The organism is uncultured Aquimarina sp. (assembly GCF_947492405.1).
Taxonomy (GTDB): Bacteria; Bacteroidota; Bacteroidia; order Flavobacteriales; family Flavobacteriaceae; genus Aquimarina.
The window spans coordinates 1-18,624 of sequence record NZ_CANLMP010000014.1 but is presented as its reverse complement, the minus strand read 5'-3'; the positions used below and the strand labels follow the sequence as shown (position 1 = coordinate 18,624).

The following is an 18,624-nucleotide window of genomic DNA, read 5'->3' as shown; positions in this document are numbered from 1 at the left end:
ACACTACCATTGGCCTGACCATCGCCATCCGTATCTAATCCGCCATTGCCTGTCTCTACAATATCATATAATCCATCATTATCACTGTCTAAGTCTAAGTGGTTTGGAACTCCGTCTCCGTCATTGTCATTTATACAATTTATTGAAATTCCATCCAAACTTAAATATGCACCAAAATCAGTTCCTGCAGTAGTAACTGTTCTAAATGCTATCACGTGATCTCCTGTAACACCAGCCGTATAAAATCCTGAGGCATTATTCCAAGTAGTATTTAGTGGCATACTTCCTCCATTGGTAACAACATCTGAATTTCCAGGAGAAACAGAGCCATCTCCAGCAATTACCAAAAGCTCAATCATTCCATCGTTAATAAGATTAACAGCACCGAAGACTCCACCAAAATTACTTTGTTCCCAATTAATTTGATATGTTGTACCTGCATCTAAACTAACTACAATTTGTATTCCTTCACTTGCTCCTGCATTAGCTCCAAGATTAAAATCATGTAAACTAGCCCAAGTACCTCCATTATTAGAATTAGTTATGGTAACTCCTGAAGCTATTGAACCATTAGGGTTTCCTCCAAAAACAGGAACATTTATATTATTAACATCTGCGGTACCTGTACCAGGCGCAAAATCAGGATCTACATATTGTTGCCATCCAGTAGGTACACTGTTTGTTCCTATAGATCCATCTAATCTAATATTTGTATTCAAAGAACAGAATCCTTCTTCAATATCAGTAATACCATCGTTATCATCATCCTCATCTACAAAGTCTCCGATACCATCAGCATCGGCATCATCAAATGTTGCATCACAAGCATCTGGAGTACCATCTCCATCACCATCAGGGCCTCCGATCTGTTGATAATCTAATCCTCCTGTGCTGTCTCCGTCAACTGGATCATCATAAGTTGCAGCTACATCATCCACCGTTCCATCAGGATTTGTAGCAGGAGCTCCCAGACCAAATACTCCATCATCTCCTCCATCAGCATTAGGATCGGCATATGCCTCATTCGCATCACTACATCCATCACCATCACTATCATAACTATAAAAATCAGGAGTTCCATCCGTGTCGGTGTCTGTTGGCAAGACTACTCCGGTTCCCGCAGAATCTGGTATTCCGTTATTATTGGTACCATCTCCATCTAAATCATCAGCTTTCCCATCATCGTTATTATCTGTCCCTCCTGTTTCTACTACGTCATAAATTCCATCATTATCGCTGTCTAAATCAAATTGATCTGGAACACCATCGCCGTCAAAATCTGCTAGGCAATAGTTTAATTCGTAAATCCCTAAAGTAACTGTTCCACTATTACCATTGTTCTTTCCTGTCGTAATGACAATTTGATCAACTGGTTCTCCGATAGTAAATAATACTTCATTTACTGTAAAGTCTCCATTTCCTGGTCCTACACCAATAACTTCTGTTGCGGATACTAAAGAGACATTGGCGTTACTAAAAGCTGAAAAATTAGAAGCATTAACTGTAACCGGGACACCATTCCTAAATGCTTCAAAACGCGCAATATCAAAATTATCCATCCCACCAAATTTAAAGGTAAGATTAGATACTAATTCATTAAAAGTAAGGGTATATACTGCTGTAGAGTTATTACCAAAATCCGTATTTCTAGGTTGAAAATATAAATGACTTTCGGCCACTCCATCTTGATTACTACGTAAGCGTACTCCGTTCGTCCAAGTAGAAGTTCCTGTTAGCGCATACGTAAAATCAAAGTCTGCAGTTTTATAAGGTGCTAAATCATCTATTGAAGGATTCCCTGAAAAATCTACATTTTCGGCATATCCAGGTTCATTGATTATCCTATTCGTTGATGGGCAATCTGCTTCTGCCGTATCTAAAATCCCATCATTATCATCATCTAAATCTACATTATCAGGAACATTATCACCATCTTCATCTCCAGATGGTAACGACGCTGGGCCTGAAGGATCTATAATAGCACTATCTACAATATTATCATCTCCAAAAACTCCATCAGTAAGTATATAATTTAAGGATACTACATTTTCTGCGCCTATCAATTGAGTTGAATTAGAAGCTACGTACGATTGATAAATTGCTGTCCCTGTCCCAGGTATTTCTCTACCAAATTTTCGATAAGACAGACCATTATAATCTGTTAATCCATGAAAGAAATATGTAATAATAGCAGATTGACCAGGTGCTCCACAACTTAATTCAAAATCAATTAATCCTACTGGATATTCATACACTTCCTGAAATGCTAAGTCAGATTCTAATAATGCAGATACACTAAAAATCTGACTACATGGACCTGAAACCTGTAATGTTATGTATTCTCCTGAACCTGTTGCATCCGGTAAAGATGCCACATTAGGTTGCTGAGAATCAGGAATTCCATCTCCGTTTCCATCTCCTCCGTTTGGCCCTGCATCTTCAATTGAAGCCAGCACACCATCCCCATCATCACATCCAGAAATGATAGCATCGTTGGTTACTCCTGCTACTACGCCTGTATTATATGCAGCTGCAATCACTACTCCATTAGCATCTATAGTATTATCTCCTTCATTTAATGGCTCTGTTGCTGTATTTCCTGGATTGTATATACCACCATCACCACCATCAGCACCTGGATCTACATACGCTTCATTCGCGTCACTACATCCATCTCCATCACTATCTAAATTTAAATAATCTGGTGTACCCGATGTGGTTTGCAAAGGTGTTGTACCTGTCGGTGCAACCGAGCTAGGTACTCCATTTGTTAATGTATTATCTGCATTATCATCATCATCGTCTTGACGTCCTTCTTGCCCAGGTGTTGTACTTGCTGTTCCTCCTGCTTCTATGACATCATAAATACCATCGTTATCAGAATCCAGATCCAAATCATTTGTAATTCCATCTCCATCAGTATCCGGACATGCTCCTCCGATTATTACTTCTCTTACTGTTACAAGGTCGATACACACAAATCCTGCTGTTGTGGCAGATGAAAATGTAATTTGTTCATCTGTACCAGCTGCATTTGAAGTAAATATAAAGCTACCTTGTACCCAAGATCCTGGAGAAACTCCTCCAGCTACAGCTTGATTACCTGCGACTAAGGTAATAGAAGTTGTTGCACCAGCATTGCTATAATTTACGACCACACCATCAGTTCCAGGTAATGCAAATTCTGCTACCCCTGTATCTATATTTGTTCTATTGGTGGCACAATCAGCGTAATAAAAATCTACTTGATATACGGTTGATGGACTTACTGCAATAGTAAATCCTATTTCTTCTGTATTAAGAACTGCCCCAAAATAATCTCCATCTTTTGGATTTGTTACCACTCTATCCGTACCTCCTCTTATTTCTGGTGTATTTACCCCAACGTCCCAACCATCAACTCCTGAAATAAAATTTCCTAAGGCACCACCGTAGTCCATTTCATTAAATATGAATGTTGAAGTTGATACCGGAGGATTCCAACCAATTACATTCTCCAGGCTTTCGTTAACTACGAGATTTGGTCCATAAGTTGCACATTCTACCGTATCTAAAATACCATCATTATCATCATCAAGATCTGAAACATCGTCTACTCCATCTTCATCCGTGTCAATGGCCGGATTACACGCACTGTCATCTCCTGCATCTACTACTGCTGCTACATTACCTGTATTATAAGCTGCTGCTGTGACCAATCCATTACTATCTACTGTACCATCTCCTTCATTCAGTGGTTCAGTAGCTGTATTACCAGGATTATAAATACCGCCATCGCCACCATCCGAATTGGAATCGTTATATGCTTCATTAGCATCACTACAGTTATCACCATCACTATCTGTGTTAATAAAGTCAGCTGGACTGGTTCCTACTGTATTGGTAGGTGTATTTCCTGCTCCTCCATTAGCAAATGATGGTACTCCATTAGTAGCAGTATTATCTACATTATTATCGTTATCTGCATGACGTCCTTCTTGCCCTATGGATGCATTAGGAATCCCACCAGATTCTAATACATCATAAATACCGTCATTATCACTATCCAAATCAAGAGAATCCGCTATACCATCTCCATCCGTATCACATATGGTACTTAAATCTGTAATCACTTGATTTATAACAACACCATCAATACCCAAGTATTCTGCCTGTGGTGTCATTGATTGAGGTCTAATACGAACCCACACCGAAGTAGCTAACGGTGTAAATGTTATACTTTGGTTTTGCCAAGTTTGACTTCCAAATCCTTCAAAAGTCATAGCATCTGAGAAAAAGATATCATCTGCAGTTCCCGTAGCTCCTGTTCCGACACTACCTACTTCGACTTTAAATTGACCTGTAGTAGATCCAACAATAGGTGCTGGTGCCGTAGTAGCTGTTGTTCCTGCAAATACCTGGCTAAAATTAATAGTATAAGATTCTGTGGTACTCAGCCCAGTTATTGTAGTATATATCGCTTCCCCTCCGCCTGGAGAATTGATACCAGCTCCAAAACCATCTCTTAACCCAGCGAAGTTTCCTCCATCTGGAGATTCTGGAGTACCATCACATATGGTCAATGCTCCACTAACTGGTACGGGTGCTGCCCAAGTATCTCCTGTTTCAAGTTGACTCCATCCGGTAAGCGCAACGTTTGAGTTATAGGTTTCTGTATCTCCTGGAGCACTTTCAAAAGTACCATCAACAACAACGGGTAATAAATTTAGAAAAGGACATTCTATTGTATCTAAAATCCCATCGTTATCATCGTCTAGATCAGAAATATCTGGCACCCCGTCTCCATCAGTATCTGTACAATTTTCAATAGTCCCATTTTGAGCACTTCCAAAACCTTGTCCAGTACCTGCAATGGTAGGTACACCTTGAGTTGTGGCTGGGCCATTACCCACAGAATTTCCCAAATTAGTAGTTACGATACTTCCATTACCGTCAGACAATACGCCTCCAGCTGGTTGACCATTAGCTGCAACTGTAAATGTTCCATCTCCTTCTACATAATCCGGACACCCATCATTGTCTGAATCGAGATCCAAATAATCAGGAATTGTATCCAAATCCGTATCACAAAAAACCAGCGTACCTGTAAAACTATTTAACGTTACCTGATGTCTATTTCTTAATGTTCCTGTAGAAGCCGATACTCCAAAATATGCAAAGTTTGATCCTCCTAAGCGGTTTACTATAATATTATCGGTAAAAGTTCCCACCGCTACACCATCAAATGTCCATGATAATACTTGCGCCGTAGCATCCCAATTAATTATCACGGTATGAAATGCTCCATCTTCAATCTCTCCTCCTGTACCAATGGCAGTAACCGGTGTATCTCCGATGTGATTAAAAGGATCTCCTGGATTTCCCCCAAAAGGATTTGTACCTGCATCCGTATCCCAGATAGCAGTATGATCCACCTTACGCGAAAACACTCCTGCAAATGGTGGTAAAAAATCAGCAAGACTTGGGCCTTCTACTCCTCCAAAAAATGTGTTATCGAAAGTATCAAACTCAATCGCTATACCATTCTGAATATTGGAAGCACCAATACCAGCACCTGCCTCACCCACGGTTGCACTTCCATTAGGGTCATTATGTAATACGAAAGCAATCCCATCTGCTCCACCTACACTTGCTCCTACGGCATTTCCATCGGCAAGATTATTATCATTATTACTACCAAAATTCAATTCATATCGCAATGTAAAATTATCACGCATATCAATCTGATACGTAGACATTGCTGTTCCTGCCTGACTACCTACATCTGGTGTTAATTCTATAGTATCGGGACTGGTAGAATCAAAAGATGCGCTACCGCTCAATATAGCTACTCGAGAAACATCTATGGGTAATGCTCCACTTATATTAGGATCTCCACATTCTATATGATCTAAAATACCATCATTATCATCATCTAAATCTGCTGCATCTACATCACCATCTCCATCACTATCTATAGCTGATCCATTAATAGTAATTGTCAAATTGGCACTGTCTACATTCCCTGAATTGTCTACTGTATCTATTAAGGTATATGGTATGGTATCGGTGAGCGTGCTACCAACAGGTAAGGATGCAACCGCAGGATTCGATGCATCTACAGTATAGGTATAGGTACCATCTCCATTAATGGTGATAAAGCCATACATGGTAGGTATCTGAACACCTACATCGGCAATATTTCCATCCACTGCACTAATACGAGGAACTCCTGTTCCTTGCCAATTTAGATCGAAAACACCTGCTATTTGTCCACCATTATCCGCTGCTGTTGCATCTGGTCCATAATTATAACTAAAGATAACTTGATCCACTGGAGTATCAAAATAGATACCTACATTACCGTGCGCATCAGTAGCTGGTACCGATCCAGTACCATAAAATGTATCTGCGCCTAATTGCACTACGGACCCTGAAACCTGAGGAATATAAGTCACATCAGTTCCTCCTAAACTTCCTGTTACTGTCATTTGATCCTGCCAGGAATCATTTTGTGACCAGTCAATATCTGATAATGTAGTTGATAAGTTTACTACTGGTGTATCGAAATCTATAATTAAAGACGTAGATTGTGATGGATTGGTATTTGCATCAATAGTAAATAGCAAATATCCAAAGTGACCTCCGTTTGTGCCCGTCTGAGCTACTACCTGGTTCTGATTGGCAACTCCGATTGCATCAGGATCTGTACTGGTAAATGATAATGTCACTCCTGTTGTTGGCTCTATCCTGGTTTCTCCATCTATAGGGGCAGAAAAACCCACAAATACACCCCCAGGCGCACTAAACTGATTCTCCCATATAAACTGCGCTAATGGTCTATCTCCTGTATCAACTCCAAATCCATCATCATCAAAAATAATATTCCCCATAGCTACAGGAGCAGTATCGACAGTAACAGCGTTCGCATTGTTTGTTGCTACTGGTAATTCATCAACTCCATTTATGGTTATAGTTACATACCCAAAATCTATATTTCCATTAAGATCTTGCACTGCATATGATATGATATCTACTAATGAGGCACCACTCCGCAAACCGCTAACGGCAATATTACCTGTATCTACAAAATAATCATAAGTCCCATCAGCTAACACCGTAATAGAACCATAGGTAGAAGCAAATGAGTTTCCTACTGCTCCGGGAATACCATTTACTTCAGAAATGGTTAATACATCTCCTGCGGTTAGATCTGTATCATTCGCCACCAAGTCACCAGAGGCTGGTGTAACAGCATTTGCTAAAATAGAATTTGTATCGTCTACTGCTGCAGGAAAATAATTAAATGTTATCGTCGTTGTGGCAGAAAGTGTATTGTTTGGATCTGTTACAGAAATAATTGCAAACCTATCTCCTTCTGTACCTCCACCAGCAGTGCTATTATGCAAATAAAAAATTTCGAATAAAAATGATTGTAAGTTTGCATTAAGGATTGGATTACCTAATTGATCTGTAATTTGAAAAGTTCCTGCACCGGTTTTGTTTAGTACTAAAATATTAGACCCATATGTTCTAGTAATCACTGTTGCCGGAGTTGGGTCATTGATTTGAGAAAAGGCATCAATCCCTCCAGCAGGGGTAAGTAATATCAAGAATTCATTTGCATCCTGTACTCCAACGGGAGTCCCTGTCGCGCTTGTAGAAAAAGTGATAGTAGCACTGGTTACATCACCGCTAGTTGAACTAATTACATTGTCAAATGTGGCAAGTGCACCTACAAATCCTGCATTTACAGAAAATGAATAATCCGTTCCTGGTAATACTCCATTAAGATCAATACTGGAAACTGTTTTGGCACCAAATGATTTTGAGTTTTTTGAAAGCCAATTAATATTAGATTGGCTATTTAGCAAAGTACTTTTCTTGGTCTTAATCAAGCCTTGTTCTAGGTTATGATCAAAAAAATTAGGCACTATAGTTCCTAATTCTAATGAATGACCAGTACTTTGACCATAAACTGCAGTAAAACTTCCAAAAAGCACAGCAAAACACCAAAGGAGTGTGGTACTATAAGTTATCATTATATTTGGACTTATCCTACTATTTGAAAATCGAGTAAAAATATTCATAAGCAACGGTATGGGTGTGTTATTTCTTTTGTTCATCTTTTATAAAAGATTTGATTTTATCTCTTTATCTAATATCCCAGTAATACAACAGCTTAAAATCAAGAGAGACTTCTTTTTAGCAATGAAATATATGAGCGTACTCAAGGCTGAAAAAACAAATACAGTAACCACTTGCTGTATTGTAATTACAGCAGTGGCATTTGTTTTAAATAATTGATTTTTCTTTTTCATAGCATTTTTGGGTATTATTTCTTTAGGCTTCTTTCAGTGTGTATTGAAGATTTTTTATATGTATAATTGGATACACATTACTGGTATCAGCATGCTTAATAAAATTCTGGATGTTGTAAGGATTATAGAAGAATAAGGAAGTATTCGAGCTAGTTTCTAACAATAAATTAATAAGGAAAATACACGTGGTATTCCCATATTGTTTTGATAGTTTATTGTTATATTTGAAACTAGAATCTGTATCTTTAATATACTTAAAGGAAAAGAAATTCGTTAGAACCTGTATATTATCTTTAATTACAGAAAAAGAATATATCATAATGGTTGATTTAGTTATAAATTAATCGTTATCCAGACCCTGCTTTTGTTAGCTCGCCAAAGTTGTACAATTGCGGGGTTTATTTTTTTAAACAGTCATATATCTCATTTTTTCTATTTTTATAAAATTTGTTTTATTAGAAATTGATTGTTTCGGTTTATAATATTGGTAATCGTTATTTACACATAATAATATCTTGTCATTTACAAAAGTCATACTGGATGACCTCGTAACTTTTCGGCACATTATCAAAATCACAAAAACGTAACAGGCGGGTATTAAGAAGTATCTTACCACTAATTGTCTTAATACAGAAAATTTAATATCTCTCATAAGCAAACGCATTAGGCATTTAAGTTCATTATACATGATCATGGGGCACATGATTCATTACATATTATAACTGTTTGGATATAAAATAACTTCTTAGCGAATAGAGAGATTTGACGATCTTAATAAAAATTACGCAGACTTGCTTATGGGGTAAGAAAATTAATGTCTATTGTAATCTTTTTCTATAGGCTTGTTATTTTAAGTATACTATTTACGTTTAGTTTTTTTTAACAATATAAATTTATATATAAAACATTGATTTGCAGTAAACTATAAACTCAAAATAATTACGCTAAAACCGTAATCGTAAAATTGAAGCTTATTTAACTTCAAAAAATAAAATATACTCAGGATTATTCGGAATTTAACAAATGTTCCACAAAAAAATGCGTAAAATTCCCTGTTTTTTTACGAAAAACACAATTGAAATTCGGGGAAATAACACCTTAAATTTGCGTTTTTACGTTTAAAAATCAAAAAATTAACATAATTCATTTTATTAAAAATCAAATTTTAGAACAGCAAACTACGCTTAAACAGTAAAAAAAAATGTGTATTTCACCTATAAAAACAACTCTTTAGTCGTATTCATAAAAACCTAACTTACGAATCAATAACCATATAAATCACTAGTTTTTAAATATATAATTCAACATCTTAAACCAAAAAAGGACATCAATTTGATGTCCTTTCTGTAGTATTCTTCTGAATTATGTTATCTCCTATACAAAACCTCTTTTACGCGCTTCTTCTAATAATTTTTGGTCATTCGTTTTTGCAATAGAAAACATCTCTTTTATTTGATTTTTATGTTTTTCTATCGCACTTAATGATAAATTCGAATACCTGGTTATCTATATTATATAATCTATACTTAATGAAAAAAGTTATTAAAACTTCTAAAAAAGCAAATGAGTAAGAATTTCTCCTTACTCATTTGAAACTCCAGTAAACACATTGTTGCAAATTACCCCAAACTTGCAATTTCATTAATAGTTTTACTACCGAATAATCATCCGAACTGATTTTTTAAATTATTGCACATATTATTCGTAATAGTTGTGAACATCATTAGATTCATTATATACATGATCAGCTATAGTAGTATCTGCCGTAACTTGTATCATCGCAAAAGCTATATACAAATAACAACCTAATAAAAGGGTAAACACCCCTATTATAGTATGGTTACGAATTGTATTTTTAAGGTCACTTTGTCTCAGAAGTTGCACGGTAAATAAATATCTGGACAATTTTGTAATCGGTATTACTTTTGGTATATATTTTGTTATAATATCAAGTAGATTCATAATGGTTGATTTATTCTTAAATTAATCGTTATCCACTCCCTGTTGTTGTTAGCTCGCCAAAGTTGTACAATGACAGGGTTGTTTTTTAAGCTTTTGTAGTAGAAATTAACAGCACGCCCAATGATCACACTTCATGAAAATATGGCGTTTGTATGTAATTAGTTATGAAAAAACATATTGCTACTATATATTGACTCTAACATGGTATGACGATCATAATCCACTACCACATGTACATTCTGATATTTTTCGTGAATAATCGGTTCTGGTTTCAAAAAAGATGGATATACAATCAGCACCAGAACAAATGGAACTAAAAATAATCGTTGAATAAATTTTAATAAAAAAGAAAAAGTAGAAACAATCATAAGCAGGTTTTTTTTTAAAAGATTAGTATAACGTTTAACACATCAACTGGGCATTGTATATTATATTTTTACTCAATTTGTATGCTTGTACTCACTCTAGAAAAGGAAGCTAAAATATTAGGTAAGAAAATAATAATTACATTATATCGATTTGAGATGACACACAATGTATTAAAAGTAATTTTCTTTATAGGCTACTCTTTTTTAACAAGTTACTACAAATATTAAGTTTTTTAACATTATAAAATTACATATAAAACTACCTAGATTAAGTATATTTAAAACGCAATATAACTACTGTTTTACCGTATTTATATTATAAAATCAATAAACAATAAAAAATACTATTGAAAAATCAACAAAAAAACGGTTTTAATGAAAATTGAATAATTAAACGTAAAATTCCCCGAAATAAATACGAATAACGCATGTGTATTTTGGGGAAAATTCACCTTTTTAAGTGTTTATCAGATTAAAATACGAAATTTTAACAATCCCGGATGTTGTTTAAAAAGTAAATTTAATCCTACAAAACCATAACAATAAGTGTATTTTAACCGTAAAATTAATAGGTTTATCGTTTATGCATTTCCCCTATTTTAAACAACATACAATCCAAAAATCAGGGTAAATTTTACTTTAAAACTCCTTTTTCGACACTTCAGGCAGAACGTTTTTTCTCCATTTAACTACAAAAAAACACTCGAATTGGTGATTTTTCTTGTTTACATCTTACAACTAACCTGATCTACTATTTATAATTATCAAAAAAAAGAGATAGTATATATATACACTATCTCTTTCTTTCTATTCTATATTTTATATAGAGTGAGTATCCTTCTCCTATACAAACCCTCTTTTACGAGCTTCTTCTAATAATTTTTGGTCATCAGCCTTTGCAATAGAAAACATCTCTTTTATCTGATTTTTGCGTTTTTCTATCGCACTTAATGACAAGCTCACGTAATTAGGTAAATTCTTAGTTTTTACACCTCTAGATAGGTGATATAAAATCTTCAGATTTTTTTCATCTAGTGAGAAATTATTGGTCATCATTTTTCTAAAATGATTATTTACTGTAGCACTATAATAAGGAGTACCACTCACTATATTATTAAACGCCAGTAACAATTCACTAGAAGTAAGGTCACTTTTTATTAAAAACCCTGAAGGATTTATATTCTTTAATATATTATGAATTCTATGATCTTCTCTATGCATTGTAAGGATAATAATCTTAGCCTTGGGCAATAATTCCTTTGCATGCTTTGCTAAATCCTCTCCGGATGTAATCGTTCCATCAGAAGAAGGTGGTAATTTAATATCTACAAAAAGCATGTCATAAGGAGTAGTCTTAGAAGATTTTAGAATACTGTCGTACGCATCATCACAATTGGATGCGATATCTATCTTGATCTGATATTCTTTTTGGTTCTCTCCTAATAAGGTGTTCTTGTATCCTTCGATAATCATAGGGTGATCATCAATCATAAGAACTTTTAGCTTTTTCTTCATCTTTAAAAATTTGTGTGTCAGTTGTTATCCTATCGGCTCTATATAGTAGTAACTATACTTATCACCTTTTTATTATAATGGAGACCGGATTTGATAACTTTTTTACATTAATTAAATTGGTATACCTACAGATACTTTAGTACCTGCATCTTGATTACTAATAAAATCTACTACACCGTTCATTTGGGTAACTCTCGATGTAATATTTTTTAAACCAATTCCTCTTTTTACCTTACTGCTTTTGAATCCTATTCCATCATCTAAAATAGTAAGATTTATTTTATCATCCACATAATCGAAGCTTATTTTTACGCTTTTTGCCTTTGCATGTTTAAATATATTCTGTAACGACTCTTGTATAATACGGAACAGGTTTACTTTTTTCTGATCATCAATCGTCTCCCAATCGATATTTTCGTCATTCGCAAACTCGAACTCCATTTTATGTACCGTACACAGATCACTTACCAAACTTTCTACCACATCTACATACGCAACATCTGGCGATAAGGTATCCGTACCCAGATCATGAGATATCAATCTAATTTCTTTTTCTATGGATTTAAGCTCATCAATAAATACATTTCTGGATTCTGTAAATCCATCATTAGCACGCTGGTTAATACCATCCAGGCTTAATCGCACTCCAAACAGTCTACCCAGCACCCCGTCATGCAACTCCTCGGACATGCGATGCTGTTCCATCTTACGTCCTTCTTCCAGCTTAAGCTGTTGACTTAATAGTAATCGATATATCTCCTGATTAGATTGTTGTTGCTTTTGCTCGAATAGTAATTCTTTATTACTCTGTTGCTGTCTAAAGATTACATATCCTAATAAGAATAAGACTGATAATCCTAATATAGCAAAGATGAGTAATTGGTTTTCACGACTAATAGCTGCAATTTCTTCCGTTTTTTTATCACTTTCAAACTGAATTCTCGCAAACTTATTAACATATGCTCGTTCTTCCTTGACTAAACTATCATTAAGTTTAACATAATTCTTTGCATATTCCAAACCTTCCTCACTGTCAGAAATTTCTGTTAACAATTGATACGTTTGTAATAACTCAACATTATTGTTAACAATAGGTGCTGCATCTTTAACCTTAAAAGCATATAATTTAGCAAGACTATCATTTCCCTTTGCTTGATAATACTCTGCCAAATGTAAATTATTTGTAGAAAGCCCAACAACATCATTTACACTGTCACGTATTGTAAATGCTTGGTTAAATAAATCCAAAACACTATCATCTTCCTTATTCGCTAAAAAATTAACATATGCCAGATTATCTAACAATAAAGATAGCCTTTTAGGTCTTTTTTTTAAAAAATTAGTATACGACAAAGCTCTGCTATAATACTCTTTCGCTTTATCATATTTCTTTGCGGATTTATATACAGTACCTATATTATTATTACCTATTACTGCATAAAGTGTATCCTTAGGTGTGTTTTCAGCATTTTCAATAGCTTTATCATGATAAAATACAGCATCATCATAACGTTCCATTTCCTTGGCCACAATTCCTAAATTACTATAGGATAAAGGTAAGTATGACAAGTTTCCAGATAATTCAAACTTTCTTATCGCTCTAGTTGTTAGATCTTCACTTTCACTATAATTTTTTATCTTCCTAGTTAACTTTGCCAAATCTATTAAAACTGAACCATGGTCAAAAGCCTGTTCCGCTACATTAGAAGAATTACTATTTTCTAGAGCAATATATATCTTATCAGCTCTATTGAAATTTATATATGCACTATCCAAAACTGTATTTCTGTATAAAACACCATAATTAACATAAGCCCTAGCCATACCTATAGAATCCCCTATTGAAACTGCTATTTTTAACATTTCATCAGTAACACTTTTTGATTTACTATAGATTTCTAATTTTCTATAGATTTTGGAAATTTCACCATATTTTCTCCTTTTATAAAAACTATCTTCAAGACCTCCGGCTAGATTATAAGCATTATTTACACTAATTTTTCGATCTTCCTGTGCTATTGTTTTATCATTTGCTTTTGTTATATACTCTTCTATTAAATTGGTTTTTACTTTTGCTTCATCATTACCATCAATAGTTATATTATTACATCCCATTAAAAAAATGAAAAATAAAAAGGACATACTTATGGCAACGCTATTCGAAGAAAATTTAGTCATTCTAAAGTAATTTTATAAGCTCGATATTCAAGTTTGTTATACTTTTAAATAAAGATACAAAATAAAAAAGAGCCTATAACTAGGCTCTTTTTTATTTTGTATCTTTATTTTTTTTAGCTCCCGTGCTCAACTTCTTCTTCCCCATCCTCTCCTGCTACGGTTTCAATCTCTTCAATTCCTACTTCATCATTAATGTTATCAGCTTCACAAGCGATGAACATTGAACTTACAAATAATACTGCGAATATAGTTTTTATAGCTTTCATAACGGTTTATCTTTTATATTTATATTTTATTTTGGTGTAATCAGTTTATTAATAGTTGTTTTTCCTTTTTCAAGACTTTTTTTGTCTAGTAAGAATACACTTTCGTCTATTCAGTTTCAAATTGTAAGGATTTTGCTGGCCAGCAATACTCCGATTTCTCTTTGTATATCCTTTTAGTAAATGTGTAATAGGTTGATAACCTTAATTGTACACTACAAATGTAGGGAGATTGCCCCCTCGCGCCTAATATATTAAGGTGGGTTTAGTGGATGGGTATCTGTAGGAAGTGGATGGGTAGATTATACGAGTGAATGACCTTATTTTAAAAAACTTAAAATAATGTAGGAATTAGATTACCAATGTATTTGCGGTAAATAAACTATAAAAAAAACTTAAAAAAAATAAAAATCCCACAAAAAGAACTATCCGATCACTTTTAGGACCCAAGCCTCTTGTTTACTGAATAAGAGCTAATTATAGATATTCCCCAAACTTTGATCAGAAAATTCCCTCAAAAAATCGTAACTCACTCATTTCAAAATGAATATAAAAAATCCCCAAACTCAAAAAACACATCATACCATTATATATGTGTTTTAAACAGGGGAAAATTGATTTTGTACGTCTAATAAATTACAGAACACAAATCTATACATATAATAAGGACACTTAATTATCAAACGGAAGTAATCATCATAAATTATACCGGGGAATATTCAAACATACTATTTTATAGTATTCATCAAGTTTTAAAACAAATGTATTTCCTAAATCCCTTTTCGAAAGAAGAACTTTTTTAACTCCTCTCCTTCGAAGGAGAGGCTGGGTGAGGATGTTTTACAAAAACAATGCACTCCTTTGTCTTTATGGATTCTTTAGTCCGTCCTGAGTTGTCACACTGAGTCTGTCGAAGTATTGTCGAAGGACTGGAACAACAAAACATATTAAAAAACCTCCCTTTTAAACAAAGAGAGGTTACTTAAGACTAGTCAAACTATAATTACTCTAATAAATCTTCCCACCAATTTACTATTTCATCCCATACAGAAGGCCCATCACATTGAGGACAACCATTTCGCTCAATGTCCTCGTCCTCACCCTCAAACCCATAAGATTGATAAGGGGTTGCCATTAATCCAATCATCAAAATCATGGATGCAAATACCATTTTTGTTTTTTTCATTTTTTTACTTTTAATGTTTATAATGTTCACTAAACTAGGATATTCGCGTTGAAAATAAAAATTCTCTCTAAAATTTCTCATAGCTCCCCCTGCGCCTTAGTCCTTTATTCAAAAAACTACCGTGTGTATACACATTTGGATTTAATGAATTAAGAAAAACATCCCTCTAAATCTCCCTTCAAAGAGAGACTTTTTAACTCCTCTCCTTCGAAGGAGAGGCTGGGTGAGGATGTTTTACAAAACACTTTATTAAAAACAAAAACCTCTTCGCGATTACGAAGAGGTTTCGACTTGCGTTTTATTATACAAATGATTTTGTGTGAAATTAGTATAAAACTGCATTGATACACATTTACTAGATATTTACAAACAGCTTCTTATTATTTCTCATTTTTATCGCAAGTAATCTACATTAATAGATTTTTAAAACAAATACCAAAAGACACTTTAATACTTGTCCGCCTCTGGCGGAAGCTCAGTATAACTGGGATGTAGTTCAGCTAGTTGTTATATCCAATCGCTACGCGATTTTATAAAACAAAACCACATCTGTTTAGATCCCAGCCTACGCTAGGATGTAGTTTGGCTAGTTGTTATATCCAATCGCTACGCGATTTTATAAAACAAAACCACATCTGTTTAGATCCCAGCCTACGCTGGGATGTAGTTCGGCTAGTTGTTTTATCCAATCGCTACGCGATTTTATAAAACAAAGTCTCACTACACATACAGAAAACTATTCTTAGCTAGCGTATCTTTAATCTCTTCTACATTTGTTTTATATGATTTGGAGAAAGGGATCATATCGCTAGTATTCTTAATAGCACATTTTGCTTTACCAAAATGTATTCTAGACACATACTTGGTATTAATAATATAGCTATTATGGATACGTACAAAATGATCTGGTAATAAATTCTGAAAATGCTTTAGTGTTTTAAAAGCTTCTACTTTATTACCGTTACTCATCATAAAGTCGGTAGTATTATTATCTGCTTTTAGATACAATACTTCGTCAATATTAACAAAACGATAATCTCCATAAGACTTAAAACACAAAGTGTTATCCATAACTTCTCCAAAATCTTTCTCAAACCTATGCAAGGTTTTGGTTAGGTCACTTTTGGATAACGGTTTAAGGATATAATCCAAAACACTGTTACGTATACCTTCTATAGCATAGTCAGTTGTTTTTGTAATAATTACAAACTCTGGTAGATTTGTCATATACTTAGTAAGTTCTGACATTAAATTATACTGGGTTTTAGAAGATTGAACTCCTGAAACTTCAGGTTCAAGAAAAACCAATCTCGGCTTTCTTTCTAAAATTAAGTCCAAAGCTTCCTGCTCATTTTTAGCAATTCCAGTACAGATGTAATCATTGTGATCTTCTAATGCGATCTGAATTGTGCGTGCAGAATTCTGATCATTATCAATAATGATATAAGGGTATTTCATGAGGTAAACAATTAAAGGTTAGCGTTGGTTATTAAATACTATTAGTATTCTAAAAAAATTGTACACATTTACTGATTACAAGTTATACTTTTTAGTAGTATTTGTGTTACGGTAAAACCACAATATTAATACGGAGTCGCACTATTTACAGGGGTTTGAAGTATTTCTTTGATCGAGGTAAATTGCATGTTATCGGTTTATGGGGTTAAGATTCTCTAAACGAGAAAAGAGACATCTTAGTATATTAAATTTAAAAAAAAGGGATACTAAGCCTTTTTTGATCATAAAACACCGACAAATATCTGATACACTTAAATCTGTTTTGGATTTTCATCCATATAGAAATGACAAACATTAATTTGTTATTCCAATCCTTAGACTTGGCTCAGGATAGTCTAAAGGCTGAAATCTGTTTATACTATAGCTTCCTTTTTATTTAGGAGCAGCATTCTGTTATTTTAATTTTGAAACACAACTATCAATTAAAATATTTTAAATAGTTTTAAAGAAAATAAATTATAATGAAAAAAGTAGTTGTACTCACTGGTGCAGGAATTAGCGCAGAAAGCGGAATTAATACTTTTAGAGATGCGAATGGATTATGGGAAGGCCATGATATTATGGAGGTCGCCTCTCCTATCGGATGGAACAATGATCCGGCATTGGTGTTAGATTTTTATAATAAAAGACGAAGTCAATTGCACGACGTAGTCCCAAACCAAGCACATCAGGCTCTTGTGGCATTAGAAAAAACACATCAGGTTACTATCGTGACCCAAAATGTAGATGATCTGCACGAACGCGCCGGAAGCAGTCACGTAGTCCATCTACACGGAGAACTACTTAAAGTAAGGAGCCAGTTTGATGAAAACCTAGTATTAGATTGGAAAACAGATCTTAATCTAGGAGATTTCTGTGAACACAATTCTCAATTACGTCCCCATATCGTTTGGTTCGGAGAAGAGGTACCTATGTTAGACAAAGCAATACAGATCACAGAGCAAGCGGATATCTTATTAATTATCGGTACTTCTATGCAGGTATATCCTGCTGCAAGTCTGATTCAATTTGTTTCTAAAGACACTCCTATATATTTTATAGATCCTAAACCTGCCATTTCTCCTAAAGAAAATCTAAGTATTATTGCAGAAAAGGCAACAGTAGGAGTTCCACAGCTAGTGAAAGAATTAATTGATGGTTGATGGTTGATGGTTGATGGTTGATGGTTGATGGTTGATGGTTGATGGTTGATGGTTGATGGTTGATGGTTGATGGTTGATGGTTGATGGTTGATGGTTGATGGTTGATGGTTGATAGTTGATAGTTGATAGTTGATAGTTGATAGTTGATAGTTAATAGTTAATAGTTAATAGTTGATGGTTGATAGTTGATGG

Annotated in this window: 8 protein-coding genes; 1 reads left to right on the top strand and 7 read right to left on the bottom strand. The window is 34.4% G+C overall.

What is annotated here, in order from left to right:
• From Q0829_RS27275 to Q0829_RS27245, 7 genes are all read right to left on the bottom strand, one after another.
• Positions 1-8,021 (bottom strand): VCBS domain-containing protein (locus Q0829_RS27275; RefSeq protein WP_298549212.1); only part of this gene is annotated, 8,021 nt, incomplete at its 3' end.
• Positions 8,022-9,998: 1,977 nt separating this feature from the next.
• Positions 9,999-10,262, bottom strand: a complete 264-nt coding sequence (locus tag Q0829_RS27270) for a hypothetical protein (protein ID WP_298549210.1) — start codon at positions 10,260-10,262, stop codon at positions 9,999-10,001.
• A gap of 158 nt (positions 10,263-10,420) precedes the next feature.
• Entirely contained in the window at positions 10,421-10,630 is a 210-nt protein-coding gene (locus tag Q0829_RS27265) for a hypothetical protein (protein ID WP_298549208.1), read from the bottom strand.
• An 843-nt stretch (positions 10,631-11,473) separates the two neighbouring features.
• Positions 11,474-12,145, bottom strand: coding sequence for a response regulator (locus Q0829_RS27260; RefSeq protein ID WP_118462487.1), 672 nt, complete (start codon positions 12,143-12,145; stop codon positions 11,474-11,476).
• Between the two features lie 111 nt (positions 12,146-12,256).
• Positions 12,257-14,323: a sensor histidine kinase gene (locus Q0829_RS27255; RefSeq protein WP_298549204.1), complete on the bottom strand. Its 2,067-nt coding sequence runs from the start codon at positions 14,321-14,323 to the stop codon at positions 12,257-12,259.
• 1,266 nt (positions 14,324-15,589) lie between these two features.
• Complete coding sequence (locus Q0829_RS27250; protein WP_298549202.1) at positions 15,590-15,757, bottom strand: hypothetical protein; 168 nt, start codon at positions 15,755-15,757, stop codon at positions 15,590-15,592.
• Between the two features lie 735 nt (positions 15,758-16,492).
• The gene (locus tag Q0829_RS27245; RefSeq protein ID WP_118462483.1) at positions 16,493-17,230 is read right to left on the bottom strand and encodes a LytTR family DNA-binding domain-containing protein; all 738 of its coding nucleotides are present in this window, start codon (positions 17,228-17,230) and stop codon (positions 16,493-16,495) included.
• Between the two features lie 521 nt (positions 17,231-17,751).
• On the opposite strand from Q0829_RS27245, the gene Q0829_RS27240 reads away from it, so the two are divergent.
• The gene (locus Q0829_RS27240; protein WP_298549199.1) at positions 17,752-18,432 is read left to right on the top strand and encodes an NAD-dependent deacylase; all 681 of its coding nucleotides are present in this window, start codon (positions 17,752-17,754) and stop codon (positions 18,430-18,432) included.
• The last annotated feature ends 192 nt before the right edge of the window (positions 18,433-18,624 follow it).